The 26,005-nt window shown below is 61.2% G+C and carries 26 protein-coding genes; 25 read left to right on the plus strand and 1 reads right to left on the minus strand.

Annotated elements, in window-relative coordinates; all coding sequences use genetic code 11:
• Positions 1-168 precede the first annotated feature (168 nt).
• The 21 genes from IF199_RS08025 to flhB all read left to right on the plus strand — a co-directional run bounded on the left by IF199_RS08025 (position 169) and on the right by flhB (position 19,781).
• The gene (locus tag IF199_RS08025; protein ID WP_003222863.1) at positions 169-1,644 is read left to right on the plus strand and encodes a sigma-54 dependent transcriptional regulator; all 1,476 of its coding nucleotides are present in this window, start codon (positions 169-171) and stop codon (positions 1,642-1,644) included.
• A gap of 110 nt (positions 1,645-1,754) precedes the next feature.
• Positions 1,755-2,966 carry a sensor histidine kinase gene (locus IF199_RS08030; protein ID WP_425220371.1) on the plus strand — a complete coding sequence of 404 codons (1,212 nt, stop codon included), beginning with the start codon at positions 1,755-1,757 and terminating at the stop codon, positions 2,964-2,966.
• A 5-nt stretch (positions 2,967-2,971) separates the two neighbouring features.
• Positions 2,972-4,363 carry a sigma-54-dependent transcriptional regulator gene (locus IF199_RS08035; protein WP_192560093.1) on the plus strand — a complete coding sequence of 464 codons (1,392 nt, stop codon included), beginning with the start codon at positions 2,972-2,974 and terminating at the stop codon, positions 4,361-4,363.
• A gap of 128 nt (positions 4,364-4,491) precedes the next feature.
• Positions 4,492-4,821, plus strand: a complete 330-nt coding sequence (gene fliE / locus IF199_RS08040; protein WP_096822182.1) for a flagellar hook-basal body complex protein FliE — start codon at positions 4,492-4,494, stop codon at positions 4,819-4,821.
• A gap of 15 nt (positions 4,822-4,836) precedes the next feature.
• Positions 4,837-6,624, plus strand: coding sequence for a flagellar basal-body MS-ring/collar protein FliF (gene fliF / locus IF199_RS08045; RefSeq protein WP_096822181.1), 1,788 nt, complete (start codon positions 4,837-4,839; stop codon positions 6,622-6,624).
• A complete protein-coding gene (gene fliG / locus IF199_RS08050) occupies positions 6,617-7,636 on the plus strand; it encodes a flagellar motor switch protein FliG (RefSeq protein WP_007958288.1) in 1,020 nt (339 codons plus the stop codon). The genes fliF and fliG overlap by 8 nt, the downstream gene beginning before the upstream one ends.
• 4 nt (positions 7,637-7,640) lie before the next feature.
• Entirely contained in the window at positions 7,641-8,447 is an 807-nt protein-coding gene (fliH, locus tag IF199_RS08055) for a flagellar assembly protein FliH (protein WP_192560094.1), read from the plus strand.
• Positions 8,437-9,795, plus strand: coding sequence for a flagellar protein export ATPase FliI (gene fliI / locus IF199_RS08060; RefSeq protein ID WP_096822179.1), 1,359 nt, complete (start codon positions 8,437-8,439; stop codon positions 9,793-9,795). Before fliH ends, fliI begins: the two co-directional genes overlap by 11 nt.
• A 6-nt stretch (positions 9,796-9,801) precedes the next feature.
• On the plus strand, positions 9,802-10,251 hold the full coding sequence (fliJ, locus tag IF199_RS08065; protein WP_085733745.1) for a flagellar export protein FliJ: 450 nt from the start codon (positions 9,802-9,804) through the stop codon (positions 10,249-10,251).
• Between the two features lie 101 nt (positions 10,252-10,352).
• Positions 10,353-10,658 carry an STAS domain-containing protein gene (locus IF199_RS08070; protein ID WP_096822178.1) on the plus strand — a complete coding sequence of 102 codons (306 nt, stop codon included), beginning with the start codon at positions 10,353-10,355 and terminating at the stop codon, positions 10,656-10,658.
• A gap of 5 nt (positions 10,659-10,663) precedes the next feature.
• Positions 10,664-12,367, plus strand: coding sequence for an ATP-binding SpoIIE family protein phosphatase (locus IF199_RS08075; protein WP_096822177.1), 1,704 nt, complete (start codon positions 10,664-10,666; stop codon positions 12,365-12,367).
• Positions 12,368-12,397: 30 nt separating this feature from the next.
• The gene (locus IF199_RS08080; protein ID WP_096822176.1) at positions 12,398-12,745 is read left to right on the plus strand and encodes an Hpt domain-containing protein; all 348 of its coding nucleotides are present in this window, start codon (positions 12,398-12,400) and stop codon (positions 12,743-12,745) included.
• A 105-nt stretch (positions 12,746-12,850) separates the two neighbouring features.
• Positions 12,851-14,224, plus strand: a complete 1,374-nt coding sequence (locus IF199_RS08085) for a flagellar hook-length control protein FliK (protein ID WP_192560095.1) — start codon at positions 12,851-12,853, stop codon at positions 14,222-14,224.
• A gap of 145 nt (positions 14,225-14,369) precedes the next feature.
• Positions 14,370-14,873 carry a flagellar basal body-associated protein FliL gene (fliL, locus tag IF199_RS08090; RefSeq protein WP_096822174.1) on the plus strand — a complete coding sequence of 168 codons (504 nt, stop codon included), beginning with the start codon at positions 14,370-14,372 and terminating at the stop codon, positions 14,871-14,873.
• 9 nt (positions 14,874-14,882) lie between these two features.
• Positions 14,883-15,851 (plus strand): flagellar motor switch protein FliM, encoded by a 969-nt coding sequence (fliM, locus tag IF199_RS08095; RefSeq protein WP_003222890.1) that lies wholly within the window; start codon positions 14,883-14,885, stop codon positions 15,849-15,851.
• Positions 15,852-15,907: 56 nt separating this feature from the next.
• Positions 15,908-16,366 carry a flagellar motor switch protein FliN gene (fliN, locus tag IF199_RS08100; protein WP_096822173.1) on the plus strand — a complete coding sequence of 153 codons (459 nt, stop codon included), beginning with the start codon at positions 15,908-15,910 and terminating at the stop codon, positions 16,364-16,366.
• Positions 16,367-16,825, plus strand: coding sequence for a flagellar biosynthetic protein FliO (gene fliO / locus IF199_RS08105; RefSeq protein ID WP_192560096.1), 459 nt, complete (start codon positions 16,367-16,369; stop codon positions 16,823-16,825). It abuts the gene before it with no gap.
• A complete protein-coding gene (fliP, locus tag IF199_RS08110) occupies positions 16,825-17,583 on the plus strand; it encodes a flagellar type III secretion system pore protein FliP (RefSeq protein ID WP_096822171.1) in 759 nt (252 codons plus the stop codon). Before fliO ends, fliP begins: the two co-directional genes overlap by 1 nt.
• On the plus strand, positions 17,580-17,849 hold the full coding sequence (gene fliQ, locus IF199_RS08115; RefSeq protein ID WP_096822170.1) for a flagellar biosynthesis protein FliQ: 270 nt from the start codon (positions 17,580-17,582) through the stop codon (positions 17,847-17,849). The genes fliP and fliQ overlap by 4 nt, the downstream gene beginning before the upstream one ends.
• Positions 17,850-17,852: 3 nt before the next feature.
• The gene (gene fliR, locus IF199_RS08120) at positions 17,853-18,638 is read left to right on the plus strand and encodes a flagellar biosynthetic protein FliR (protein WP_096822169.1); all 786 of its coding nucleotides are present in this window, start codon (positions 17,853-17,855) and stop codon (positions 18,636-18,638) included.
• A 3-nt stretch (positions 18,639-18,641) separates the two neighbouring features.
• Positions 18,642-19,781, plus strand: coding sequence for a flagellar biosynthesis protein FlhB (flhB, locus tag IF199_RS08125; protein WP_192560097.1), 1,140 nt, complete (start codon positions 18,642-18,644; stop codon positions 19,779-19,781).
• 106 nt (positions 19,782-19,887) lie between these two features.
• On the opposite strand, the gene IF199_RS08130 is transcribed toward flhB, so the two are convergent.
• Positions 19,888-20,262, minus strand: coding sequence for a DUF6124 family protein (locus tag IF199_RS08130; protein ID WP_192560098.1), 375 nt, complete (start codon positions 20,260-20,262; stop codon positions 19,888-19,890).
• Positions 20,263-20,790: 528 nt separating this feature from the next.
• Here IF199_RS08130 and flhA point away from each other — a divergent pair.
• From flhA to fliA, 4 genes are all read left to right on the plus strand, one after another.
• A complete protein-coding gene (flhA, locus tag IF199_RS08135) occupies positions 20,791-22,920 on the plus strand; it encodes a flagellar biosynthesis protein FlhA (protein ID WP_096822166.1) in 2,130 nt (709 codons plus the stop codon).
• Positions 22,921-22,931: 11 nt separating this feature from the next.
• A complete protein-coding gene (flhF, locus tag IF199_RS08140; protein WP_096822165.1) occupies positions 22,932-24,272 on the plus strand; it encodes a flagellar biosynthesis GTPase FlhF in 1,341 nt (446 codons plus the stop codon).
• Positions 24,273-24,385: 113 nt separating this feature from the next.
• Positions 24,386-25,216 carry a flagellar synthesis regulator FleN gene (gene fleN / locus IF199_RS08145; RefSeq protein ID WP_003222917.1) on the plus strand — a complete coding sequence of 277 codons (831 nt, stop codon included), beginning with the start codon at positions 24,386-24,388 and terminating at the stop codon, positions 25,214-25,216.
• On the plus strand, positions 25,213-25,953 hold the full coding sequence (gene fliA, locus IF199_RS08150; protein WP_011333070.1) for an RNA polymerase sigma factor FliA: 741 nt from the start codon (positions 25,213-25,215) through the stop codon (positions 25,951-25,953). Before fleN ends, fliA begins: the two co-directional genes overlap by 4 nt.
• Positions 25,954-26,005: the final 52 nt, after the last annotated feature.

Below are 26,005 nucleotides of genomic sequence, written 5' to 3' on the forward strand. Positions count from 1 at the left end.
CCCTCAGTTAATCCAGACATGTGCGCCATAAATTTGACTGTGCACGGTTTTTTGACTTAACTAGTGGCTGTTTTCAGATTTCAGGCGTCTACAGGCACAAGGTGTCCTGCAAGCGTCTCGCTTGCCCCTCGTTTCGGGCATTGAGTTGACTAGGGAAGTTGCTATTGCATGTGGCGTGAAACCAAAATTCTGCTGATCGATGACGATAGCGTCCGCCGCCGCGACCTGGCGGTGATTTTAAATTTTCTTGGCGAAGAAAATTTACCCTGCGGAAGCCATGACTGGCAGCAGGCAGTCGGCTCTTTGTCGTCTAGTCGTGAGGTCATTTGCGTACTGATCGGGACGGTCAATGCTCCTGGTGCGCTCTTGGGCCTGTTAAAGACACTCTCAACCTGGGATGAGTTCCTTCCGGTTTTGCTGATGGGCGATAATTCTTCGGTGGACTTGCCCGAAGACCAACGCCGCAGGGTACTTTCGACCCTCGAAATGCCGCCGAGCTACAGCAAGCTGCTGGACTCCCTGCACCGCGCCCAGGTCTATCGCGAAATGTACGACCAGGCCCGCGAGCGCGGCCGTCATCGCGAACCCAACCTGTTCCGCAGCCTCGTCGGCACCAGCCGGGCGATCCAGCATGTGCGTCAGATGATGCAGCAGGTGGCCGACACCGACGCCAGCGTGCTGATCCTCGGCGAGTCCGGCACCGGCAAGGAAGTGGTTGCGCGCAACCTGCATTACCATTCCAAGCGTCGTGACGCGCCATTCGTACCGGTCAACTGCGGGGCGATCCCGGCAGAGCTGCTGGAAAGCGAGCTGTTCGGCCACGAGAAGGGTGCCTTCACCGGTGCAATCACCAGCCGTGCCGGCCGCTTCGAGCTGGCCAATGGCGGTACGCTGTTTCTCGATGAAATCGGCGATATGCCGCTGCCGATGCAGGTCAAGCTGCTGCGCGTATTGCAGGAACGCACCTTCGAGCGCGTGGGCAGCAACAAGACCCAGAGCGTCGACGTGCGCATCATCGCCGCGACCCACAAGAATCTCGAAAGCATGATCGAGATCGGCACCTTCCGCGAAGACCTCTACTATCGCCTGAACGTGTTCCCGATCGAGATGGCGCCGCTGCGTGAGCGCGTCGAAGACATTCCGCTGTTGATGAACGAACTGATTTCGCGGATGGAGCACGAGAAGCGTGGCTCGATCCGTTTCAACTCCGCCGCCATCATGTCCCTGTGCCGCCATGGCTGGCCGGGCAACGTTCGCGAGCTGGCCAACCTGGTGGAGCGCATGGCGATCATGCATCCGTACGGGGTGATCGGTGTGGTCGAGCTGCCGAAGAAGTTCCGCTACGTCGACGACGAAGACGAGCAAATGGTCGACAGCCTGCGCAGTGATCTGGAAGAGCGCGTGGCAATCAACGGCCACACGCCGGATTTCACCGCCAACGCCATGCTGCCGCCGGAAGGCCTTGATCTGAAGGACTACCTCGGTGGTCTGGAGCAGGGGCTGATCCAGCAGGCACTGGACGATGCCAACGGCATTGTGGCGCGCGCGGCCGAACGCCTGCGTATTCGCCGCACCACGCTGGTGGAGAAGATGCGCAAGTACGGCATGAGCCGACGTGAAGGTGATGAACAGGCGGATGATTGACGCCTGTTTTTCAACTGCTTCATTTATAAGCAGTTTTTTTTAGGCACGGGTATTGCTACGTCCCTCGCAACGTTCCGTTTAACTGACGGTCAGCCAAGCGAGAGAGCACAATGCCCCAAGCCTCCCAGATGTCTTCTGTTCCCGAGTCCTCGGGGCAACTGCCGTCCGTAGAGCAGGCCAGTCGGCAGGGTCTTGAGCAGGCGTTCGCGCTGTTCAACCAGATGTCGAGTCAGCTGACCGATTCCTACAGCATGCTTGAAGCGCGGGTCACCGAGCTCAAGGGCGAGTTGGCCGTGGTCAGCGCCCAGCGCATGCAGGAGCTGGCGGAAAAAGAACGTCTGGCCAACCGTCTGCAAAATCTCCTCGATCTGTTGCCCGGTGGCGTCATCGTTATCGACGGTCATGGCATCGTGTGCGAGGCCAATCCGGCCGCCATCGATCTGCTCGGTTTACCCCTCCAGGGCGAGCTGTGGCGCCATGTCATCGCGCGCTGCTTCGCGCCCCGTGAAGACGATGGTCATGAAATCTCCCTGAGAAACGGTCGACGCCTGTCGCTTGCCACCCGCTCGCTGGACGCCGAGCCGGGGCAGCTAGTGTTGCTCAACGACCTGACTGAAACCCGTCACTTGCAGGATCAACTCGCACGCCACGAGCGGCTGTCGTCGTTGGGGCGGATGGTCGCCTCGCTGGCTCATCAGATTCGTACGCCGCTTTCCGCCGCGCTGCTTTATGCCAGTCATTTGACTGAGCAGGCGCTGCCGGTTGCCACTCAACAACGTTTTGCCGGGCGTCTCAAAGAGCGTCTGCATGAGCTGGAGCACCAGGTGCGCGACATGCTGGTGTTCGCTCGCGGTGAATTGCCGCTGACCGACCGCATCACGCCCAATGCCCTGATGCAGTCGTTGCAGGCCGCCGCGCTGACCCATGTGCAGGATCTGCCAATTCGCTGGCAGTGCGACAGCCATGCCGGTGAGTTGCTGTGCAATCGCGACACGCTGGTCGGAGCCATCCTCAATCTGATTGAAAACGCGATTCAGGCCAGTGGCGGTGACGTGCGCCTGAAAGTGCATTGCTACACCCGCGACAACACCCTGCGCCTGTGCGTCAGTGACAACGGTGGCGGTATCGAACCGGCGGTGCTGGCGCGGCTGGGCGAGCCGTTTTTCACCACCAAGGTCACCGGCACCGGCCTGGGCCTGACCGTGGTCAAGGCCGTGGCCCGTGCTCATCAGGGACAATTGCAGTTGCGCTCGCGGGTCGGGCGCGGCACGTGCGCGCAGGTGGTCCTGCCGATGTTTTCCGCTGTACAGGGAGCTGAGTGAAGGTCATGGGCATCAAGGTTCTGCTGGTCGAGGATGACCGTTCATTGCGCGAGGCGCTGGCCGATACGTTGTTGCTGGCCGGCCACGATTATCACGCAGTGGGTTCGGCCGAGGAGGCGCTGAAGGCAGTGGAGTGCGAGGCGTTCAGCCTGGTGGTCAGCGACGTCAATATGCCGGGCATGGACGGTCATCAGTTGCTCGGTCTACTGCGCGCCCGCCAGCCGCAACTGCCGGTGTTGCTGATGACGGCTCACGGTGCCGTCGAGCGCGCGGTCGATGCCATGCGTCAGGGCGCGGCGGATTATCTGGTCAAGCCATTCGAGCCCAAGGCGTTGCTGGACCTGGTCGCGCGCCATGCCTTGGGCAATCTCGGTTCAGCCGATGCGGAAGGGCCGATCGCGGTCGAGCCGGCCAGTGCGCAGTTGCTGGATCTGGCAGCGCGGGTGGCGCGCAGTGATTCCACCGTGCTGATTTCCGGCGAGTCCGGCACCGGCAAGGAAGTGCTGGCGCGCTACATCCATCAGCAGTCCCATCGCGCCCGTCAGCCATTCATTGCGATCAACTGCGCGGCGATCCCGGACAACATGCTCGAAGCGACATTGTTCGGTCACGAGAAGGGTTCGTTCACCGGCGCCATCGCGGCGCAGGCCGGCAAGTTTGAACAGGCCGACGGCGGCACCATTCTGCTCGACGAAATTTCCGAAATGCCCCTGGGCCTGCAGGCCAAGCTGTTGCGCGTGCTGCAGGAGCGCGAGGTGGAGCGGGTCGGCGCGCGCAAGCCGATCACCCTCGATATCCGGGTGGTCGCGACCACCAACCGTGATCTGGCGGGCGAGGTGGCGGCGGGGCGGTTCCGTGAAGACCTCTACTATCGTCTGTCGGTTTTTCCGCTGGCCTGGCGTCCGCTGCGTGAGCGGACCGCCGATATCCTGCCGCTGGCCGAGCGTCTTTTGGCCAAACACGTCAATAAAATGAAGCATGCAATGGCGAAGTTCTCGCCCGAGGCGCAGGCGTGCCTGATCGGTTATCCATGGCCGGGCAACGTGCGCGAGCTGGATAACGCGGTCCAGCGGGCGTTGATACTGCAGCAGGGCGGCCTGATCCAGCCGCAGGATTTCTGCCTCTCGGGCCCTGCGCTGTTCGCCCCGTTGCCGGTGGCAGTGCCGACTGTGCCAGTCATTCGTGAAGTCGACATCGAGGCGGATTCGGCCGGCGCGCTGGGCGATGACCTGCGTCGTCGTGAGTTCCAGATGATCATCGACACCCTGCGCACCGAGCGCGGACGACGCAAGGAAGCCGCCGAAAAACTCGGTATCAGCCCGCGTACGTTGCGCTACAAACTGGCGCAAATGCGCGATGCCGGAATGGACGTCGAAGGGTATCTGTTCGCCACCTGACGGGTGGCGCAAACGTTTGAAAACGCATTTCTCGAAGCGGTGCCCGTGAGCTGGCACCGTTGTTGCTAACACCTGAGTACCCGCCGAGTGAGTGTCAAAAAATTGCGGGCCGCCCAAGAGAGTAGACCATGAGCCAAGGTATTGAAATTAATCGGTTGATGACGGACATGAAGGCCATGCAAATGGACGCCATGTCGAAGCCGAAATCGACTGCCGCCGTCCCAGAAGTGGCGGGCAGCAGCTTTTCCGACATGCTCGGTCAGGCCATCAACAAAGTGAACGATACCCAACAGGCTTCGAGCCAATTGGCCAACGCGTTCGAAATCGGCAAGAGCGGCGTCGATTTGACGGACGTGATGATTTCCTCGCAGAAGGCCAGCGTGTCGTTCCAGGCTCTGACCCAGGTGCGCAACAAACTGGTTCAGGCTTATCAAGACATCATGCAGATGCCGGTTTAAGGACGAGATTGAGTCATGGCAGAAGCAGTCGCCGATAACGTTCCGGCCAAGGCCACCCCGATAGACGGCAAACCGCCGCTGTTCGGCCTGTCCTTCCTGGAAAACCTCTCCGAGATGACCATGCTGCGTCAGGTGGGCCTGTTGGTCGGCCTGGCTGCGAGCGTGGCGATTGGCTTTGCCGTGGTGCTGTGGTCGCAGCAACCGGACTACCGGCCTCTGTACGGCAGCCTTGCCGGTATGGACGCCAAGCAGGTCATGGACACTCTGGCCTCCGCCGATATTCCGTACACCGTTGAACCGAATTCCGGCGCCTTGCTGGTCAAGGCCGATGACCTGTCCCGTGCGCGCCTCAAGCTCGCGGCTGCTGGTGTCACTCCCAGCGACGGCAACATCGGTTTCGAGATCCTCGACAAGGAACAGGGTCTGGGCACCAGCCAGTTCATGGAAGCGACCCGTTATCGTCGCGGCCTCGAAGGCGAACTGGCCCGCACCATCTCCGCCCTGAACAACGTCAAGGGCGCGCGCGTTCACCTGGCGATCCCGAAAAGCTCGGTGTTCGTACGTGACGAGCGCAAGCCAAGTGCTTCGGTACTCGTCGAGTTGTACTCCGGTCGTTCGCTGGAGCCGGGCCAGGTGGTTGCCATCATCAATCTGGTGGCCACTTCCGTCCCTGAGTTGAGCAAGTCGCAGATCACCGTCGTCGACCAGAAGGGCAACCTGCTGTCGGATCAGGCGGAAAACTCTGAAATGACCATGGCCGGCAAGCAGTTCGATTACAGCCGCCGCATGGAAAGCATGCTCACCCAGCGTGTACACAATATTCTGCAACCGGTACTGGGCAACGATCGTTACAAGGCTGAAGTGTCGGCCGACGTGGATTTCAGTGCCGTCGAATCGACCGCCGAGCAGTTCAACCCTGACCAGCCGGCGCTGCGCAGCGAACAGTCGGTCAACGAACAGCGTACTGCCAGCAATGGCCCGCAAGGCGTTCCGGGTGCCCTGAGCAACCAGCCGCCGTCGCCAGCCTCGGCGCCACAAACCACCGGCGGTGCGGCAACTTCGACGAGCATGGTGCAACCTGGCCAGCCACTGGTTGACGCCAACGGTCAGCAGATCATGGACCCGGCCACCGGCCAGCCGATGCTCGCGCCGTACCCGGCAGACAAGCGTCAACAATCCACCAAGAACTTCGAACTCGACCGTTCCATCAGCCACACCAAGCAGCAGCAGGGTCGCCTGAATCGCCTGTCGGTGTCGGTGGTGGTGGACGATCAGGTCAAGATCAACCCGGCCAACGGCGAAACCACCCGTGCACCGTGGAGCGCCGACGAATTGGCGCGCTTCACTCGCCTGGTGCAGGACGCGGTCGGCTTCGACGCCAGCCGTGGCGACAGCGTCAGCGTGATCAACATGCCGTTCTCCGCCGAGCGCGGCGAAGTGATTGCCGACATTCCGTTCTACTCCCAGCCATGGTTCTGGGACATCGTCAAACAAGTGCTGGGTGTGTTGTTCATCCTGGTGCTGGTGTTCGGCGTGCTGCGTCCGGTGCTCAACAACATCACCGGTGGCGGCAAAGGCAAGGAACTGGCCGGTCTGGGCGGTGACGTGGAACTGGGTGGCATGGGCGGTCTGGACGGTGAACTGTCCAACGATCGCGTCAGCCTCGGCGGCCCGACCAGCATCCTGCTGCCGAGCCCGAGCGAAGGCTATGACGCTCAGTTGAACGCAATCAAGAGTCTGGTGGCAGAAGACCCGGGTCGTGTGGCCCAGGTCGTGAAAGAGTGGATTAACGCAGATGAGTGATAACCGAGCCGCCGTCGCCAAACTGTCCCGGGTCGATAAAGCCGCGATTCTGCTGCTGTCCCTGGGTTCGACCGATGCTGCACAAGTGCTGCGCCACATGGGCCCCAAAGAGGTTCAGCGAGTCGGCGTGGCCATGGCCCAGATGGGCAACGTCCACCGTGAGCAGGTCGAGCAGGTCATGAGCGAGTTCGTCGACATCGTCGGCGACCAGACCAGTCTGGGCGTCGGCTCCGACGACTACGTGCGCAAAATGCTCACCCAGGCCCTGGGTGAAGACAAGGCCAACGGCCTGATCGACCGCATTCTGCTGGGCGGCAACACCAGTGGCCTCGACAGCCTGAAATGGATGGAGCCGCGCGCCGTTGCCGACGTGATCCGCTACGAACACCCGCAGATCCAGGCGATCGTGGTCGCGTACCTCGATCCGGATCAGGCCGGTGAAGTGCTGGGTAACTTCGACCACAAGGTGCGTCTGGACATCATCCTGCGCGTCTCGTCGTTGAACACCGTGCAGCCGGCGGCACTGAAAGAATTGAACCAGATCCTCGAGAAGCAGTTCTCCGGCAACTCGAATGCCTCGCGCACCACCCTGGGTGGCATCAAGCGGGCGGCGGACATCATGAACTTCCTCGACAGCTCGATCGAAGGCCAGCTCATGGACTCGATTCGCGAAGTCGACGAAGACCTGTCCGGTCAGATCGAAGACCTCATGTTCGTGTTCAACAACCTGGCCGATGTCGACGACCGCGGTATCCAGGCGCTGTTGCGCGAAGTGTCCTCCGATGTGCTGGTGCTGGCCCTCAAGGGTTCGGACGAAGGCGTCAAGGAAAAGATCTTCAAGAACATGTCCAAACGTGCTGCCGAACTGCTGCGCGACGACCTCGAGGCCAAAGGCCCGGTGCGCGTCAGCGACGTGGAAACCGCGCAGAAGGAAATCCTCACCATCGCCCGCCGTATGGCCGAAGCCGGAGAAATCGTGCTCGGTGGCAAGGGCGGCGAGGAAATGATCTAACACCATGGGCAAGAACGACGACGATGTAACGGACCTGATCCGTGCCCGGGACGTCCGCGGTTTCGAAACCTGGGCGATCCCGAGTTTCGATCCGCCGGCACCGGAACCCGAGCCGGAACCGGAGCCCGAGCCGCCGGAGATGGAAGAAGTGCCGCTGGAGGAAGTCCAGCCACTGACCCTGGAAGAACTCGAAAGCATCCGTCAGGAGGCTTACAACGAGGGCTTCGCCATCGGCGAAAAAGAAGGTTTCCACAGCGCCACCCTCAAGGTGCGCCAGGAAGCCGAGGTGGTCCTGACGGCCAAGGTCAACGGCCTTGAGCAGTTGATGGCGAACCTGTTCGAACCCATCGCCGAACAAGACACCCAGATCGAAAAATCCCTGGTCGACCTCGTGCAGCACATCGCCAGACAGGTGATTCAGCGCGAACTGGCCATCGACTCGACGCAGATCGAACACGTCATGCGCGACGCCCTCAAGCTGTTGCCGCTGGGCGTGGGCAATGTGCGGCTGTACGTCAATCCGCAGGACTTCGAACAGGTCAAAGCCCTGCGCGAACGTCATGAGGAAACCTGGCGTATCGTCGAGGACGAATCGCTGCTGCCGGGCGGTTGCCGGGTCGAAACCGAACACAGCCGGATCGATGCGAGCATCGAAACCCGCGTCAGCCAGATCATGGCCAAGCTGTTCGATCAATTGCACGAACAAGCCCTGCACCCGGCCGCGCCGGACATGAGCCTGGACTTGCCGGAAACGCCGAAGCCGGCACCTGTCACCGACGAGCCGCTCGCGGACGCCCCCGATGCGCCTTGAACGCACCAGTTTCGCCAAGCGCCTGAGCACCTACGCTGAAGCCGCCGAAATTCCCGGTGCGCCGATTCTCGAAGGGCGCCTGCTGCGCATGGTCGGCCTGACGCTAGAGGCCGAAGGCTTGCGCGCTGCCATGGGCACCCGCTGCATGGTGATCAACGACGACAGCTATCATCCGTCGCAGGTTGAAGCCGAAGTCATGGGTTTCTCTGGCAGCAAAGTTTTCCTGATGCCTGTTGGCAGTGTTGCCGGTATTGCGCCGGGCGCCCGTGTGGTGCCGCTGGCCGATACCGGTCGCTTGCCGATGGGCATGAGCATGCTCGGTCGCGTGCTGGACGGCGCCGGACGTGCGCTGGACGGCAAGGGCGGCATGAAGGCCGAAGACTGGGTGCCGATGGACGGCCCGACCATCAACCCGCTAAACCGTGACCCGATCAGCGAACCGCTGGACGTCGGCATCCGTTGCATCAACGGTTTGTTGACGGTCGGTCGCGGTCAGCGTCTGGGCCTGTTCGCCGGTACTGGCGTCGGTAAATCGGTATTGCTCGGCATGATGACCCGCTTCACCGAGGCCGACATCATCGTCGTCGGCCTGATCGGTGAGCGGGGTCGAGAAGTTAAAGAATTCATCGAGCACATCCTCGGTGAAGAAGGCCTCAAGCGTTCGGTGGTGGTTGCATCCCCAGCGGACGATGCGCCACTGATGCGTCTGCGCGCGGCGATGTACTGCACGCGGATCGCCGAATATTTCCGCGACAAGGGCAAGAACGTCCTGTTGCTGATGGATTCCCTGACCCGTTTCGCCCAGGCCCAGCGGGAAATCGCCCTGGCCATCGGCGAGCCGCCAGCGACCAAGGGCTATCCGCCTTCAGTGTTCGCCAAACTGCCGAAACTGGTGGAGCGCGCCGGTAACGCGGAGAAGGGCGGGGGTTCGATCACTGCCTTCTACACCGTATTGTCCGAGGGCGATGATCAGCAGGACCCGATTGCCGACTCGGCGCGAGGCGTGCTCGACGGGCACATCGTGTTGTCCCGGCGTCTGGCCGAAGAAGGTCATTACCCGGCCATCGATATCGAAGCTTCGATCAGCCGGGTGATGCCGGCAGTGGTCTCGCCGGAGCACATGACTCGTGCGCAGTACTTCAAGCAGTTGTGGTCGCGCTATCAACAGAGTCGCGATCTGATCAGCGTCGGCGCCTATGTTGCCGGCGGTGACCGCGAGACGGACCTTGCCATCAATCTGCAGCCGCAACTGGTCAGATACTTGCGTCAGGGCCTGAACGACAGCATCAGCCTGGGTGAAAGCGAGGCGTACCTCGAAACGATTTTCGCCCCTGCGGCCGGCGGGTAACCGGCCATGGCCCTGAGCCGAGCCGCGCGTCTGGCGCCGGTGGTGGAAATGGCCGAAAAAGCCGAGAAAACCGCCGTGCAACGCCTGGGTTATTTCCAGGGGCAGGTGAAGGTGGCCGAAAGCAAACTCGCCGACCTGCATGCCTTTCGTCTGGATTACTCCGAACAATGGATCGTACGCGGCAGCACGGGCGTGTCCGGGCAATGGCTGCTGGGTTTTCAGGGCTTTCTGGCGCAACTCGACACCGCGGTCGATCAACAGCGGCAAAGTCTGCAATGGCACCAGAACAATCTGGACAAGGCTCGCGATGCCTGGCAGCAGGCGTTTGCCCGGGTCGAGGGTCTGCGAAAACTTGTACAACGCTACCGCGACGAAGCCCAGCGCGCCGAAGACAAGCGCGAGCAGAAGCTGCTGGACGAGTTGTCCCAACGCCTGCCGCGCCGTGATGCCTACTGACGGGTTGATCTCTGACAGTTTCCGGCGACTTCCTGCCTTGCCCCTTACCCTTGCAAGTGCTAAACCTTGTACAGGTTCGTCAATGACAAGGAAGCCAGTACATGTCAGTCGTTACAGAAGTCTCTCCGGATGGGCAAAAGCTGACGATTTCGATCAAGGGCCGGTTCGATTTCGGACGCCATCAGGAGTTTCGCGAGTCCTACGAGCGACTCAATAAAAAGCCCGACGCCATCGTGGTGGATCTCAAGGATGCCACCTATCTCGACAGTTCGGCTCTGGGAATGCTGCTTCTGCTGCGCGATCACGCCGGTGGCGACGACTCGGACGTACGAGTGATCAACAGCAATTCGGATGTGCGCAAGATCCTCGCCATTTCCAACTTCGACAAACTGTTCGACATCAGTTGACGGCCATGCAGCCGCAAGAACCGCTGACGATCCTGATCGCCGAAGACAGCGCCGCCGACCGGCTGCTGTTGTCGACGATCGTGCGTCGTCAGGGGCATGTCGTGCTGACGGCTACCAATGGGGCTGAAGCGGTCGCGGTGTTTTCTGCTCAGCAGCCGCATCTGGTGCTGATGGATGCCATGATGCCGGTCATGGATGGCTTCGAGGCGGCGCGGCAGATCAAGGTGCTGGCGGGTGAAAACCTGGTGCCGATCATTTTCCTTACCTCGCTCACCGAGAGCGAAGCCCTGGTGCGATGCCTGGAGGCTGGCGGTGACGATTTTCTGGCGAAGCCTTACAACCAGGTGATCCTCTCCGCCAAAATCAAGGCGATGGATCGCTTGCGCCGCCTGCAAGCCACGGTGCTTGAGCAGCGCGACCTGATTGCCCGGCACCACGACTACCTGCTCAACGAGCAGCGGGTCGCCAAGGCCGTATTCGACAAGGTCGCGCATTCCGGTTGCCTGAGTGCGCCGAACATCCGCTATCTGCAATCACCCTACGCACTGTTCAACGGCGATCTGCTGCTGGCGGCCTACACGCCGGCCGGTGACATGCATGTGTTGCTCGGTGATTTCACCGGGCATGGTCTGCCGGCGGCGGTCGGTGCGATGCCCCTGGCGGAAGTGTTCTACGGCATGACGGCCAAGGGCTATGGCCTGGCCGAAACCCTGCGGGAGATGAACGCCAAGCTCAAGCGCATCCTTCCGGTGGACATGTTCTGCTGCGCCACTCTGCTCTGCCTGAGTTTTCAGCGCCGCAGCGTGGAAATCTGGAATGGCGGAATGCCCGACGGTTATCTGCATCGCATCGCCACCGGCGAGCGGGTGCCGCTTGCGGCGCGGCATCTGCCGCTGGGTGTGCTCAGCCCGCAGGCCTTCGACGATCAAACCGAAGTGCTGTCGATGGCGGTGGGTGACCGTGTGTTCCTGTTGTCCGACGGCGTGATCGACACCTGCGATGCCAATGATCAGTTGTTCGGCGTCGAGCGCTTGCAGCGGGTATTTGCCGACAATCGCCAGCCGGATCGGCTGTTTGCCGAGATCGAACAGGCGTTGCAGGATTTTCGCGGCGAAGCCCGGGACGATGTGAGCATGGTCGAGGTCAGCCTGCTGGAAATGGCGCAGGTCAATCCGTCGGCGCCGGTGTATTCCGACAGCGGTCAGTCGTGCCCGCTGGACTGGTCGGTGAGCTTCGAATTTCGCGGTTCCACCCTGAAACGCTTCAATCCGTTACCCTACCTGCTGCAATTGCTGCTCGAGGTGCATGGCTTGCGCACGCAGAGCGGGGCGTTGTACAGCGTGCTCGCCGAGCTTTACTCCAATGCGCTGGAGCACGGGGTGTTGGGTCTGGACTCCAGTCTCAAACGCGATGCTTCAGGCTTTGCCCGCTATTATGAGCAGCGTAATGCTCGACTGGATGCCTTGCAGGATGGCTATGTGCGCGTGCACTTGCAGGTCCGTCCGGAAGGCGAGGGTGGTTGTCTGATCGTGCGGGTGGAAGACAGTGGCAAAGGCTTTGACGTGGCCCGGGTAATGGAGCGGCCACTCGACGGTGTCCGTTTGTCGGGGCGTGGCGTCAGCCTGATCCGGCAACTGAGCAGGAATCCGAGCTGGTCAGACGATGGTCGCAGTGCTCGCGTGGAGTTTTTCTGGGAGGCTCTGGCATAATCCGCGCATTCTTGATCAAGGAGTGAACAAGTGACTGATGCCTGTGTAGATCGCGACGTACTGAGTGCGTTGCAAGAAGTCATGGAGGATGGCTATCCGGAGTTGCTGGATACGTTCCTGGCAGATTCCGAAGCGCGCCTGCGTGAATTGCAAAAGACCGCGGATGCCGACGCCTTGTCGTCGGTGGCTCATAGCTTCAAAGGCAGCAGCAGCAACATGGGGGCGACCCGTCTGGCTGAGCTTTGCCAGGAGCTGGAGCTGCACGCGAGGGACAAGAGCCCGTCCGAAATCATCAAGCTGGTGGCCGACATCCATAACGAGTTTGCGGATGTGCGCCCCGTCTATGAAGCCGAGCGACAGCGCTCTCCCGCCCATTGAGCCAGCCGTCCGGCGTTTTTATTCGGCGCCGGACGAAACTGGCCCGGCACTTGCAGTCATCTCGTTCAACTGTACCTACGATCCCAGTGCAGCGGAGACCGTGCCATGCCTGCAACCCCTAACATTCTTATTCAGACTGCCGCCCAGGCCAAGGCGCAAGCCGCCTCCGCCAAACCGTCAGTGGTGGCCGCAGGCCCCGGGGACAAGGCTTCAAGCTTCGCTCAGGTGTTTGCCGATCAGGGACAGAACAAGCCTTCCGTTACCACCGATAACTCGGTGAAACCTGCACGCGACAAGGACACCGGCAGCGTCAGCAAGAAGGACAGCGGCAAGGATCAGTCTGCCGCCCCCGGGCCGGCCGTTGCCGATAGCGGCAATGCCTTGCCCGCCGACAAAACCTCGTCGACCGCAACGGATGACGCGGTGGCCAGCGACGATACGTCCGATACACCGACCACGCCGGTCGCGGACACCACGCCTGTCGTAGATCCGACGCTGGACCCGGCGCTGATGCAAGTCGCGCAGCCGGTCGTCACGCCGCCGGTCGTTGCGGCGCCCGTCGTCGAAACACCCGTGAAGCCTGAAACCCAGGCGCCAGCGGTGGCTGCATTGCCGGCGGCCGCCACGGCGGCGCCTGCCGCCGACAGTGATTTCGATCCCGAGGCCGATCCGCTCGACTCGATGCCGGCCGTGCGTATGGCGATGGAGCAGAGCGGTCACATTTCCGCGTCCAGCCAGTCGCAGCCCAAGGCGACGCCGGCCCAGGCCCAGGCTGATGGCGAGCTGACCTCGGCTCAGACCTTCGCCGCCGGCATGGCCAGCATGCTGGATGTGCAGGCTGACAAGGACAGCACCAGCCAGGGCGGTGAAAAGGCCTTCAGTGGTCTGATCGACGATGGTTTGAAAGACCTGAAATCCGCCACCAGCGATACCCGCGTGGATGACTTCGCCAACCGTCTGGCGGCACTGACTCAGGCGGCCACACCGAAAACCGCCAACGCGGTGCCGGTGAACCAGCCGATCGCCATGCATCAGAGCGGCTGGACCGAGGAAGTGGTCAACCGCGTCATGTACCTGTCGAGCAACAACCTGAAGGCCGCCGATATCCAGTTGCAGCCGGCTGAACTGGGTCGTCTGGACATTCGGGTGAACATGGTGCCGGACCAGCAGACCCAGGTGACCTTCATGAGCGCTCACCCGAGTGTTCGCGAAGCGCTCGACGGCCAGATGCATCGCCTGCGTGACATGTTCACGCAGCAAGGCATGGGGCAGGTCGATGTCAACGTTGCCGACCAGAATCGTGGCTGGCAGGGGCAAGGCCAGGAGCAGGCGCAACAGGGGCAGCAGGGTGGTCGCACCAGCGCCGCCGGCAGTCGCCTGGACTCGTCGGAAGAAGAGTTGACGCCTGCGGCCGTGGCCGAAGCAGCTGCTCAAACCACCAGCGTGATCGGCAGCAGCGCCGTCGACTACTACGCCTGATTCATCCTCCCCCGAGGGAGCGGCCCTGTCCGCTCCCTCGTCTGTTTTGCCACCGCTCTCCATTCCCCTCCGACACTTCTGGCATAACACTTGCTCTTGCCTTGCCGTGCGACTGTGAAAACCCGATTAGTGACGGATTATTGGCATGGCGAAGAGCGAAGCAGCAGCAGTAAAAGACCCCGCAACCAAAGGCAAACTCAAGATGATCATTGTGATCGTTCTGGGGCTGCTGCTGGCCATCGGCGCGTCTGTGGGGGCGACGTGGTTCTTCATGCACAGCGCCCAGAGCAAACCTGCGGCTGCCGCGGAAACCGCTCCGGTCGGCAAGCAGCCGGCAATTTTCGAGCCGATGGCGCCGGCCTTCGTGGCCAACTACAACCAGAACGGCCGTCAGCGCTACATGCAGGTGAGCATCACCATGCTGGCGCGCAACCAGGCCGATCTTGAAGCGCTCAAAGTGCACATGCCGGTGATCCGCAACAACCTGGTGATGCTCTTCTCCGGTCAGGACTTCGCCACTTTGGCGACGCCGGTCGGTCAAGAGATGTTGCGCCAGAAGGCCACGGCCAGCGTCCAGGAAGTGGCGCAGAAAGAGCTGGGCAAAGTGGTGATCGAACAGTTGCTTTTCACTAATTTCGTACTGCAGTAGGAACACGACATGGCCGTGCAGGATCTGCTGTCCCAGGATGAAATCGACGCGCTGTTGCATGGCGTCGACGATGGTCTGGTACAGACCGATAACGCTGCCGAACCCGGCAGTGTCAAAAGCTACGACCTGACCAGCCAGGATCGCATCGTCCGCGGACGCATGCCGACTCTTGAGATGATCAACGAGCGTTTTGCCCGTTACACCCGCATCAGCATGTTCAACATGCTGCGCCGCTCGGCGGACGTTGCCGTCGGTGGCGTACAGGTGATGAAGTTCGGCGAATACGTGCACTCGCTGTACGTGCCGACCAGTCTCAACCTGGTCAAGATCAAACCCCTGCGCGGCACCGCGCTGTTCATCCTCGACGCCAAACTGGTGTTCAAGCTGGTGGACAACTTCTTCGGCGGCGACGGCCGTCACGCCAAGATCGAAGGGCGTGAATTCACCCCGACCGAACTGCGCGTGGTGCGCATGGTGCTGGAACAGGCGTTCGTCGACCTGAAAGAAGCCTGGCAGGCGATCATGGAAGTCAACTTCGAGTACATCAACTCGGAAGTGAACCCGGCCATGGCCAACATCGTCGGCCCGAGCGAAGCGATCGTGGTTTCCACGTTCCACATCGAACTCGACGGCGGTGGCGGCGACCTGCACGTGACCATGCCGTACTCGATGATCGAGCCGGTGCGCGAAATGCTCGACGCCGGTTTCCAGTCGGACCTCGACGACCAGGACGAGCGCTGGGTCAACGCCCTGCGTCAGGACGTACTCGATGTCGACGTGCCGATCGGTGCCACCGTCGCTCGCCGCCAGTTGAAACTGCGCGACATCCTGCACATGCAGCCGGGTGACGTGATCCCGGTCGAGATGCCGGAAGACATGATCATGCGCGCCAACGGCGTGCCGGCCTTCAAGGTCAAGATGGGCTCGCACAAAGGCAACCTCGCGTTGCAGGTGATCGAGCCGATCGAGCGCCGCTGAAGCGGCGCAACACCCCTTTCGCATTTAACTGAATTGTTGCCCGCCGAGGACAAATGATGAACGACGATATGAACGCCCAGGACGATCAGGCACTGGCCGACGAGTGGGCTGCTGCCCTGGAAGAAACCGGTGAAGCCGGGCAGGCCGACATCGACGCGCTGCTGGCCGCCGACGCTGGTGTTTCCAGCTCCAACCGTCTGCCGATGGAAGAGTTCGGCAGCGTGCCGAAGAACAACGATCCGGTGACCCTCGACGGTCCGAACCTGGACGTGATCCTCGACATCCCGGTGTCGATCTCGATGGAAGTGGGCAGCACCGACATCAACATCCGCAACCTGCTGCAACTCAACCAGGGTTCGGTGATCGAGCTCGATCGTCTGGCCGGTGAGCCGCTGGACGTGCTGGTCAACGGTACCCTCATCGCTCACGGTGAAGTGGTTGTGGTCAACGAAAAGTTCGGCATCCGCCTGACCGACGTGATCAGCCCAAGCGAACGCATCAAGAAGCTGCGCTGAGTGAAAAAGGTTCTGGGTTCTTTGCTGGCCTCGGCGCTGGCGCTGCCATCAGTCGTGATGGCCGCCGAGCCGGCGGCTGCCACCGCTGCGGCGGTGACGCCTGCGGTCAACAGCGGTGTCGCCGGTCAATTGACGCAGCTGGTGTTCGGCCTGTTGCTGGTGCTGGGGTTGATCTTCTTCCTCGCCTGGCTATTGCGCCGGGTGCAGCAGGCAGGCCCTGCGGGCAAGGGCCAGGTGATCGAGCTGATCGGTTCCCGCGCGCTCGGTCCGCGTGACCGACTGATGCTGGTGCAGGTCGGCAAGGAGCAGATCCTGCTGGGTCTCAGCCCCGGCACGATCACCGCACTGCACGTACTCAAGGAACCGGTGGACGTCCCGGCGACCTCCGAAAAAGCGACTCCGGAATTTGCCCAGCATCTGTTGAAGATCCTCGGCAAGGATCAGAAGGATACGAAGTAATGGGTGCGTTGCGCATCGTCTTGACCCTGGCCTTGATGTTGGCCGCGCCACTGGCGTTCGCCGCCGATCCGTTGTCGATCCCGGCGATCACCTTGGGCACCAACGCCAACGGTGCGCAGGAGTATTCGGTCAGCCTGCAGATCCTGTTGATCATGACGGCGCTGAGCTTTATTCCGGCCGCCGTCATTCTGATGACCAGTTTCACCCGGATCATTATCGTCTTCTCGATCCTGCGTCAGGCCCTCGGTCTGCAACAGACGCCGTCGAACCAGATCCTCACCGGCATGGCGCTGTTCCTGACCATGTTCATCATGGCGCCGGTGTTCGACCGGGTGAACAACGACGCCCTGCAACCGTATCTGGCGGAGAAACTCACCGCCCAGCAAGCGGTGGAAAAGGCTCAGGTGCCGATCAAGGATTTCATGCTCGCGCAGACGCGCTCCAGCGATCTCGAGCTGTTCATGCGCCTGTCCAAGCGCACCGATATCGCGACGCCTGATCAGGCACCGCTGACCATTCTGGTGCCGGCCTTCGTCACGTCTGAACTGAAAACCGCGTTCCAGATCGGCTTCATGATCTTCATTCCGTTCCTCATCATCGACCTGGTCGTGGCGAGTGTGCTGATGGCGATGGGTATGATGATGCTGTCGCCGCTGATCATTTCCCTGCCGTTCAAGATCATGCTGTTCGTGCTGGTGGATGGGTGGGCGCTGATCATCGGCACCCTGGCCAGCAGTTTCGGAGGTGTATCGCCATGACGCCAGAAGTAGCGGTCGACATTTTTCGCGAAGCCTTGTGGCTGACCACGATGATGGTCGCGATTCTGGTGATCCCGAGTCTGCTGGTGGGCCTGCTGGTGTCGATGTTCCAGGCCGCCACGCAGATCAACGAACAGACCCTGAGCTTTCTGCCGCGTCTGCTGGTGATGCTGGTGACCCTGATTGTCGGCGGTCCGTGGATCATCCAGACCTTCATGGAATACATCATCCAGCTGTACAAAAACATTCCGCTGGTCATCGGCTGAGTCATGCAGTCGCTGCTTCAGTTGACCGACACGCAGATCAGCACCTGGGTGGCGACGTTCATGCTGCCGCTGTTTCGCATCGGCTCGATGCTGATGGTGATGCCGGTGTTCGGCACCACGCTGGTTCCCAAACGTGTCCGTCTTTACCTCGCCCTTGCGATCACCGTGGTGATCGCGCCGAGCCTGCCGCCGATGCCGGCCGTCAGTCCGCTGGATCTGAGCGGTCTGCTGTTGATTGCCGAGCAGATCCTGGTTGGCGCCGTGTTGGGCTTCTCCTTGCAGCTGTTCTTCCAGGCCTTCGTGGTCGCGGGGCAGATCGTTGCGATCCAGATGGGCATGGGCTTCGCCTCGATGATCGACCCTACCAACGGCGTGTCGGTGGCGGTGATCGGGCAGTTCTTCACCATGCTGGTGACGTTGCTGTTCCTCGGCATGAACGGTCACCTTGTAGTCTTTGAGGTGCTGACTGAAAGCTTCACCACGCTGCCGGTCGGCGCAGGCCTGATGACCGCGCATTACTGGGAGCTGGCCGGCAAGCTCGGCTGGGTGCTTGGCGCGGCATTGATGCTGGTGCTGCCGGCTGTCACTGCGCTGCTGGTGGTCAACATTGCATTCGGTGTGATGACCCGGGCGGCGCCACAGCTGAACATTTTCTCGATCGGCTTCCCGCTGACCCTCGTGCTCGGCTTGTTCATTGTCTGGGTCGGGCTGGCGGACATTCTCAATCAGTATCAGCCGCTGGCCGTCGAGGCCTTGCAGTTGCTACGCGAACTGGCACAGGCGCGCTGAGTCATGGCAGAGAGCGAGAGCGGTCAGGATAAAACAGAAGACCCCACGGAGAAGCGCAAGAAGGACTCCCGGGAAAAAGGCGAGATTGCGCGCTCCAAGGAACTCAACACCTTGGCGATCATGCTCGCCGGTTCCGGTGCGCTGCTGGTGTTCGGCGGGATGTTGGCGCAGGACTTGATGGAGCTGATGCGCCTGAACTTCACGCTGTCGCGCGAAGTGATCATGGATCAGAGCTCCATGGGCAAGTTCCTGATGAATTCCGGGGTGATCGCACTGGTGGCGATCCAGCCGATCATGATCACCTTGCTGCTGGCGGCGTTTCTCGGGCCGATCGCCCTCGGCGGCTGGTTGTTTGCTGCGGGTTCCCTGGCGCCCAAGTTCAGTCGGATGAACCCAGGCGCGGGTCTCAAGCGCATGTTTTCCATGAAGTCGGTGATCGAACTGCTCAAGGCGCTGGCCAAGTTCCTGATCATTCTGGCGGTGGCGCTGGTGGTGTTGTCCGGGGATGTCGACGACTTGTTGCGCATTGCCCACGAACCGCTGGACCGGGCGATCATTCACAGTCTGCAACTGGTGGGCTGGAGCACTTTGTGGATGGCGTGCGGTTTGATCATCATCGCGGCCGTCGACGTCCCGGTGCAGCTCTGGGAGAGCATTAAAAAGCTCAAGATGACCAAGCAGGAAGTGCGCGACGAGCACAAGGACCAGGAAGGCCGGCCGGAGGTCAAACAGCGGATTCGTCAGGTCCAGCGCGAGATGTCGCAGCGCCGGATGATGGCGGCGATCCCCGATGCCGACGTGGTCATCACCAACCCGACGCACTACGCCGTGGCGCTCAAATACGACTCGGAGAAGGGCGGGGCGCCGATGCTGCTGGCCAAGGGCAGCGACTTCCTGGCGCTGAAAATCCGCGAAATCGCCGTGGCCAACAACGTCATGCTGCTCGAATCGCCGGGGCTGGCGCGTTCGATCTATTACTCCACCGAGCTGGAAGAAGAGATCCCTGGTGGCCTGTATCTGGCGGTCGCTCAGGTACTGGCCTACGTCTACCAGATCCGCCAGCACCGTGCGGGCAAGGGCAAGTTCCCGGAACCGCTCAAGGACGATCTGCCGATCCCGCCGGATCTGCGGCGCGATTCCTGATGGTGATGAAGCAAAAAAACCGCCTCCGGTTGAACCCGGTGGCGGTTTTTTTATGCCTGATGACATGCGTTGGCTTTGAGGCCGCCACGACGCCTTTCTCAAGCCTTTACACGGAGGTCTGCGACTGCGGTAGTTCCAGATTATTCAGTACCCGATTCGCTGCCAGCTCCCCGAGCATGATCAGTTGCCCGATGCCCGTCAGCGTCCTGCGCTGCGCGGCGGGCATGAGGTGGGCGAAGTCATTGGCGATGGTTCTGGCGGAAGCGAGGGTTTCGCAGAGCTCGACCAGCAGCTCTTCGTTTTTGAAGTCCGCGGTAACGGCAAACATTCGGCGGGTTTTGCGCGGTGGTGGCGTGGAGCCGGGCGGGCAGAGATAGTGATCGAGGGCGCGGTCGGCGGCTTCGTGAAGCTTTCTGGAGTCGAGGGATTCGTAGGGCGAGGCGGGGTCGGTTTCGGGTGGATTGGGTGTTGGTTTGATCATGGTGAAGCTCCTTTGTGGTGGAGCCGCCAAATCCAGTCGCTAAACAGGAAGGGTGGCGGCTGTACGCGGGTTAGCGAACCGGTCAAAGGCACCCGGGTAGACCACGAGGGTCTCCCGCATACAGCCACCATAACGAAATTGCAGACAAACAGATCCGCAACGAAGCCTGGAACGCTGGTGCACCTTTAATCTGAGCGAGTCGCTAAACCCGATCGCTGATTCGTCAGCGACCGACCCACAATAGAACCCGACCTCAAAGCGCACAAGCCGGCGGATTCTGGCGTAGCTGTAGGCAACGGCGCAAGGATTCGTAGCCTGTAAGGCGTGTCTGAAGGTGTCTTTTAAACACCAGAGTTTAAAAGGCACTTTTTGCTGACTTCTTGCGAAGGCACCATCCCGCCCAGCAGAAAAACCACGCTCAAACCCCTCTGTTTCAATCATCGGCAAAAGTTGGAAGGCTTCTTGCAGTAGCCGCCGTGCGCCCGCTCTGGGCGTCAAAAGTTTGCTTTAAAGGAACGGGGAAAACCGGTGGATCGCTCTCAGTTAATCAACAGTGCTCGCTCGAACATTGCCGATCTCAGTCGGGGCAATCTGGGTGTGCCGCTGTTGCTGCTGGTCATGCTGGCGATGATGATGTTGCCGGTGCCGCCGTTCCTGCTCGACGTGTTCTTCACCTTCAACATTGCCCTGTCGATCGTCGTGCTGCTGGTCTGCGTGTACGCGTTGCGGCCGCTGGATTTTGCGGTGTTCCCGACGATCCTGCTGGTGGCGACGCTGTTGCGACTGGCGTTGAACGTGGCGTCGACGCGAGTGGTGATGCTCCACGGTCAGGACGGCCACGCCGCTGCCGGTAAGGTGATCCAGGCCTTCGGTGAGGTGGTGATCGGCGGTAACTACGTGGTCGGTATCGTGGTCTTCGCGATTTTGATGATCATCAACTTCGTCGTGGTCACCAAGGGTGCCGGGCGGATTTCCGAGGTGAGCGCGCGTTTCACCCTCGACGCGATGCCCGGCAAACAAATGGCAATCGACGCCGACCTCAACGCCGGTCTGATCGACCAGAACCAGGCCAAGGCCCGCCGTTCCGAAGTCGCCCAAGAGGCTGAGTTCTACGGTTCTATGGACGGTGCCAGCAAGTTCGTCCGTGGTGACGCCATCGCCGGCCTGCTGATTCTGTTCATCAACCTGATCGGCGGCATGGCCGTCGGTATCTTCCAGCACAACATGACCTTCGCCGACGCCGGCAAGGTTTACGCCCTGCTGACCATCGGTGACGGTTTAGTGGCGCAATTGCCATCACTGTTGTTATCTACAGCGGCAGCAATCATGGTGACCCGTGCTTCCGGTTCGGAAGACATGGGCAAGCAGATCAATCGCCAGATGTTCGCCTCGCCGAAAGCGCTGGCGGTGGCGGCCGGTCTGATGGCGGTCATGGGCCTGGTGCCGGGCATGCCGCACTTCTCCTTCCTGAGCATGGCGGCCCTGGCGGCTGGTGGCGCGTACCTGTTCTGGAAAAAGCAGAACGTCGCCAAGGTGCAGGCGCTGCAAGAGGTTCAGCGTCAGCAGGAGCTGCTGCCTTCGCCGGCCCGCGCCATGGAAACCAAGGAGCTGGGCTGGGACGACGTGACGCCAATCGACATGATCGGCCTGGAAGTCGGTTATCGCCTGATTCCGCTGGTGGACCGCAACCAGGGCGGGCAATTGCTGGCGCGGATCAAGGGCGTGCGCAAGAAGCTCTCGCAGGATCTGGGCTTCCTGATGCCGACCGTGCACATCCGCGACAACCTCGACCTGGCGCCGAGTGCCTATCGCCTGACCCTGATGGGCGTGATCCTGGCCGAAGCCGAGATCTACCCGGATCGCGAACTGGCGATCAACCCGGGGCAGGTCTACGGCACGCTCAATGGTATTACCGCCAAAGATCCGGCTTTCGGCCTGGAGGCGGTGTGGATCGAAGTCAGCCAGCGTGCTCAGGCACAATCGCTCGGTTACACCGTGGTGGACGCCAGTACCGTGGTCGCCACGCACTTGAACCAGATTCTGTACAAGCACTCCAGTGAGCTGATCGGCCACGAAGAAGTGCAGCAACTCATGCAATTGCTGGCCAAGAGCTCGCCAAAACTGGCGGAAGAGCTGGTGCCGGGTGTGGTGTCGCTGTCGCAACTGCTCAAGGTGCTGCAAGCACTGCTGGCCGAACACGTGCCGGTGCGCGACATCCGCAGCATTGCCGAAGCCATCGCCAACAATGCCGCCAAGAGTCAAGATACCGCCGCTTTGGTGGCCGCTGTGCGGGTCGGCGTTTCTCGCGCCATCGTCCAAAGCATTGTAGGGACTGAGTCGGAGCTGCCAGTTATCACGCTGGAGCCAAGGTTGGAACAAATATTGCTCAATAGTCTGCAGAAGGCAGGACAAGGCTCGGAAGAGGGCGTTCTGCTGGAGCCAAGCATGGCCGAGAAGCTGCAGCGTTCGCTCATCGAAGCGGCGCAGCGTCAGGAAATGCAAGGTCAGCCGGTGATCCTGTTGGTAGCAGGCCCGGTTCGCGCGATGCTCTCGCGCTTTGGCCGCCTGGCAGTCCCTGGACTGCATGTGCTGGCCTACCAGGAAATTCCGGACAACAAGCAAGTGACCATCGTTGCGACAGTAGGGCCCAACGGCTGAGGTAGTGGTTTATGCAAGTTAAGCGTTTTTTCGCCGCCGATATGCGTCAGGCCATGAAGCTGGTTCGTGATGAGCTGGGCGCTGATGCCGCCATCATTGGCAACCGCCGCATTGCCGGCGGCGTCGAGCTGACGGCGGCGCTGGATTACAAACTGTCGGCGCTGGCGCCGCGGGTTCCGAACATGGAACTCGAAGACGAGCTGCGCAAGACCCAGTCGCGCATCGTCACCGCCCAGGCCGAACTGAGCATGCGTGGTGAAGCCGACGGCAACACCAATCGCCAGTTGTTCTCCGGTCTGCCATTGACCGCCGGCCTGCCGCTGACGGCTGCCGAGCCTCTGACAGAACCGACTTACGCTGCTCCGGCGCGTCCGGCACCTGCGCCTGCACCGGCTGCCGCTGGCGTTGATCCGCGTGCGCTGGATTCGATGCGTTTCGAACTCAACAGCCTGCGCGAGCTGATGGAAGTGCAACTCGGCACTCTGGCCTGGAATCAGCTGCAAGGCAGCCGTCCGGCTCAGGCGAACCTTTATCGTCGTCTGCAACGCATCGGCTTGTCCGGCCCGTTGTCCCGCGACCTGCTGGCGCTGACCAGCGATATCGAAGAACCTCGTCAGGCCTGGCGCATGTTGCTGGCGCACCTGGCGCGGATGATCGCCACGCCGGAAGTCGAGCCGCTGGAAGAGGGCGGGATCATTGCCATGGTCGGTCCTGCCGGCATGGGCAAGACCACCACCCTGGCCAAACTGGCCGCCCGTTACGTGCTCAAGTACGGCGCGCAGAACATTGCGCTGGTGAGCATGGACAGCTTCCGCATCGGTGCTCAGGAACAGTTGAAAACCCTGGGCCGGATCCTCAATGTGTCGGTGACCCACGTCGACCCGGGCCAGTCCCTGGTGCAGGCGCTGGATCCACTGCTGCGCAAACGCGTGGTGCTGATCGATACCGCCGGCCTGCAGGCCAGCGATCCGGCACTGCGCATGCAGCTGGAAAGCCTGGCCGGTCGTGGCATTCGGTCGAAAAATTATCTGGTACTGGCAACCACCAGCCAGAAACAGGTTCTAACCGCCGCTTATCACAGTTACAAGCGTTGCGGGCTCGCCGGGTGCATCCTGACTAAACTGGATGAGACGGCCAGCCTTGGCGAAGTGCTGAGCCTGGCGATCAGTCATGAACTGCCGGTCGCCTACCTGACCGACGGCCCACGGATTCCGGATGATCTGCATCTGCCGCGCCGTCATCAATTGGTCAGCCGCGCCGTCAGTGTGCAAATGCAGGAAGAACCCAGCGAAGAAGCCATGGCTGACATGTTCGCTGATATCTACCACAGTCCCACCAAGCAGGTTGGCTGAGGTAATGAACAGTTTTTGTACCTACATCGATGGTCTGCCATGCATTGTTCCGGTTGTGAACGCGCAGCCAGTAATGTGGCCTCCGTCTATGCAAGACAAGGTAAAGAAATAACATGGGCAGCATGCATCCCGTACAGGTGATCGCGGTGACCGGCGGCAAAGGTGGCGTCGGCAAGACTAACGTGTCAGTGAACTTGTCCCTGGCGCTGGCAGAGCTTGGCCGTCGGGTCATGCTGCTGGACGCCGACCTGGGTCTGGCGAACGTCGACGTTCTGCTGGGCCTCACGCCCAAACGTACCCTGGCCGATGTGATCGAGGGCCGCTGCGAGCTGCGCGACGTGCTGTTGCAAGGCCCCGGCGGGATTCGCATCGTGCCGGCCGCTTCCGGCACCCAGAGCATGGTTCACCTGAGCCCGGCCCAGCATGCCGGTCTGATTCAGGCGTTCAGCGACATCGGCGACAATCTCGACGTACTGGTGATCGACACCGCTGCGGGTATTGGTGACTCGGTAGTCAGTTTCGTTCGCGCAGCGCAAGAAGTGTTGCTGGTGGTCTGCGACGAGCCGACCTCGATCACCGACGCCTACGCCCTGATCAAACTGCTGAACCGCGATTACGGCATGAACCGCTTCCGCGTCCTGGCCAACATGGCCCAGAGCCCGCAGGAAGGTCGCAATCTGTTCGCCAAGTTGACCAAGGTCACGGATCGCTTCCTCGACGTCGCCCTACAATACGTCGGTGCGGTGCCTTACGACGAAAGCGTGCGCAAGGCGGTGCAGAAGCAGCGTGCGGTCTATGAAGCCTTCCCGCGTTCCAAGTGCGCACTGGCGTTCAAGGCGATCGCGCAAAAGGTCGACACCTGGCCGCTGCCCGCCAATCCGCGCGGCCACCTCGAATTTTTCGTCGAGCGCCTCGTGCAGCAAACGGCAGGACCTGTGCTATGACCGCCAGCGGTATGAATTTCTACAAGAAGTCGGCACGTGACGCGCAGTACGAGCTGATCGAGCGTTACGCGCCACTGGTCAAACGCATTGCTTACCACTTGCTGGCGCGATTGCCGGCCAGTGTGCAGGTCGAAGACCTGATCCAGGCCGGAATGATCGGCCTGCTCGAAGTCTCGACCAAATACGACGCCAGCAAAGGCGCCAGTTTCGAAACGTACGCGGGCATCCGGATCCGCGGCGCCATGCTCGATGAAGTACGCAAGGGGGACTGGGCACCGCGCTCGGTTCACCGCAACACCCGTATGGTCAGCGACGCGATTCGCTCGATTGAAGCTAAAACCGGCCGTGACGCTAAAGATCACGAGGTTGCGGCCGAACTCCAATTGAGTCTCGACGATTACTACGGGATTTTGAACGACACCCTGGGCAGCCGACTGTTCAGTTTCGACGACCTGTTGCAGGACGGCGAACACGAAGGGCTGCACGAGGATGGCGCAAGTGCTCATCTTGAGCCGTCGCGCGATCTGGAAGATGAGCGCTTCCAGGCTGCGTTGGCGGACGCGATTGCCAATTTGCCGGAGCGTGAGCGACTGGTGTTGGCGCTGTACTACGACGAAGAGCTGAACCTCAAGGAAATCGGTGAAGTCCTTGGCGTCAGTGAATCGCGGGTCAGCCAGTTACACAGCCAGTGCGCGGCCCGCTTGCGGGGGCGTTTGGGGGAGTGGCGAGCGCGCTGAAGGCAGTGTGGGGACGCTGCGAACGAGGCTGGTGCGGTGGTGAACGGCACCG

It is taken from the genome of Pseudomonas allokribbensis (assembly GCF_014863605.1).
Lineage (GTDB): Bacteria > Pseudomonadota > Gammaproteobacteria > Pseudomonadales > Pseudomonadaceae > Aquipseudomonas > Aquipseudomonas allokribbensis.

Coding starts and splice junctions, on each gene's coding strand:
- fliA (WP_011333070.1), top strand. CDS start 25,213: ATGACCGCCAGCGGTATGAATTTCTACAAGAAGTCGGCACGTGACGCG.
- fliR (WP_096822169.1), top strand. CDS start 17,853: ATGCAGTCGCTGCTTCAGTTGACCGACACGCAGATCAGCACCTGGGTG.
- fliM (WP_003222890.1), top strand. CDS start 14,883: ATGGCCGTGCAGGATCTGCTGTCCCAGGATGAAATCGACGCGCTGTTG.
- IF199_RS08130 (WP_192560098.1), bottom strand. CDS start 20,262: ATGATCAAACCAACACCCAATCCACCCGAAACCGACCCCGCCTCGCCC.
- flhF (WP_096822165.1), top strand. CDS start 22,932: ATGCAAGTTAAGCGTTTTTTCGCCGCCGATATGCGTCAGGCCATGAAG.
- fliG (WP_007958288.1), top strand. CDS start 6,617: ATGAGTGATAACCGAGCCGCCGTCGCCAAACTGTCCCGGGTCGATAAA.
- fliI (WP_096822179.1), top strand. CDS start 8,437: ATGCGCCTTGAACGCACCAGTTTCGCCAAGCGCCTGAGCACCTACGCT.
- IF199_RS08035 (WP_192560093.1), top strand. CDS start 2,972: ATGGGCATCAAGGTTCTGCTGGTCGAGGATGACCGTTCATTGCGCGAG.
- fliJ (WP_085733745.1), top strand. CDS start 9,802: ATGGCCCTGAGCCGAGCCGCGCGTCTGGCGCCGGTGGTGGAAATGGCC.
- fliQ (WP_096822170.1), top strand. CDS start 17,580: ATGACGCCAGAAGTAGCGGTCGACATTTTTCGCGAAGCCTTGTGGCTG.
- IF199_RS08025 (WP_003222863.1), top strand. CDS start 169: ATGTGGCGTGAAACCAAAATTCTGCTGATCGATGACGATAGCGTCCGC.
- fliH (WP_192560094.1), top strand. CDS start 7,641: ATGGGCAAGAACGACGACGATGTAACGGACCTGATCCGTGCCCGGGAC.
- fliE (WP_096822182.1), top strand. CDS start 4,492: ATGAGCCAAGGTATTGAAATTAATCGGTTGATGACGGACATGAAGGCC.
- IF199_RS08075 (WP_096822177.1), top strand. CDS start 10,664: ATGCAGCCGCAAGAACCGCTGACGATCCTGATCGCCGAAGACAGCGCC.
- fleN (WP_003222917.1), top strand. CDS start 24,386: ATGGGCAGCATGCATCCCGTACAGGTGATCGCGGTGACCGGCGGCAAA.
- flhB (WP_192560097.1), top strand. CDS start 18,642: ATGGCAGAGAGCGAGAGCGGTCAGGATAAAACAGAAGACCCCACGGAG.
- IF199_RS08030 (WP_425220371.1), top strand. CDS start 1,755: ATGCCCCAAGCCTCCCAGATGTCTTCTGTTCCCGAGTCCTCGGGGCAA.
- IF199_RS08070 (WP_096822178.1), top strand. CDS start 10,353: ATGTCAGTCGTTACAGAAGTCTCTCCGGATGGGCAAAAGCTGACGATT.
- fliN (WP_096822173.1), top strand. CDS start 15,908: ATGAACGACGATATGAACGCCCAGGACGATCAGGCACTGGCCGACGAG.
- fliF (WP_096822181.1), top strand. CDS start 4,837: ATGGCAGAAGCAGTCGCCGATAACGTTCCGGCCAAGGCCACCCCGATA.
- fliP (WP_096822171.1), top strand. CDS start 16,825: ATGGGTGCGTTGCGCATCGTCTTGACCCTGGCCTTGATGTTGGCCGCG.
- IF199_RS08085 (WP_192560095.1), top strand. CDS start 12,851: ATGCCTGCAACCCCTAACATTCTTATTCAGACTGCCGCCCAGGCCAAG.
- fliL (WP_096822174.1), top strand. CDS start 14,370: ATGGCGAAGAGCGAAGCAGCAGCAGTAAAAGACCCCGCAACCAAAGGC.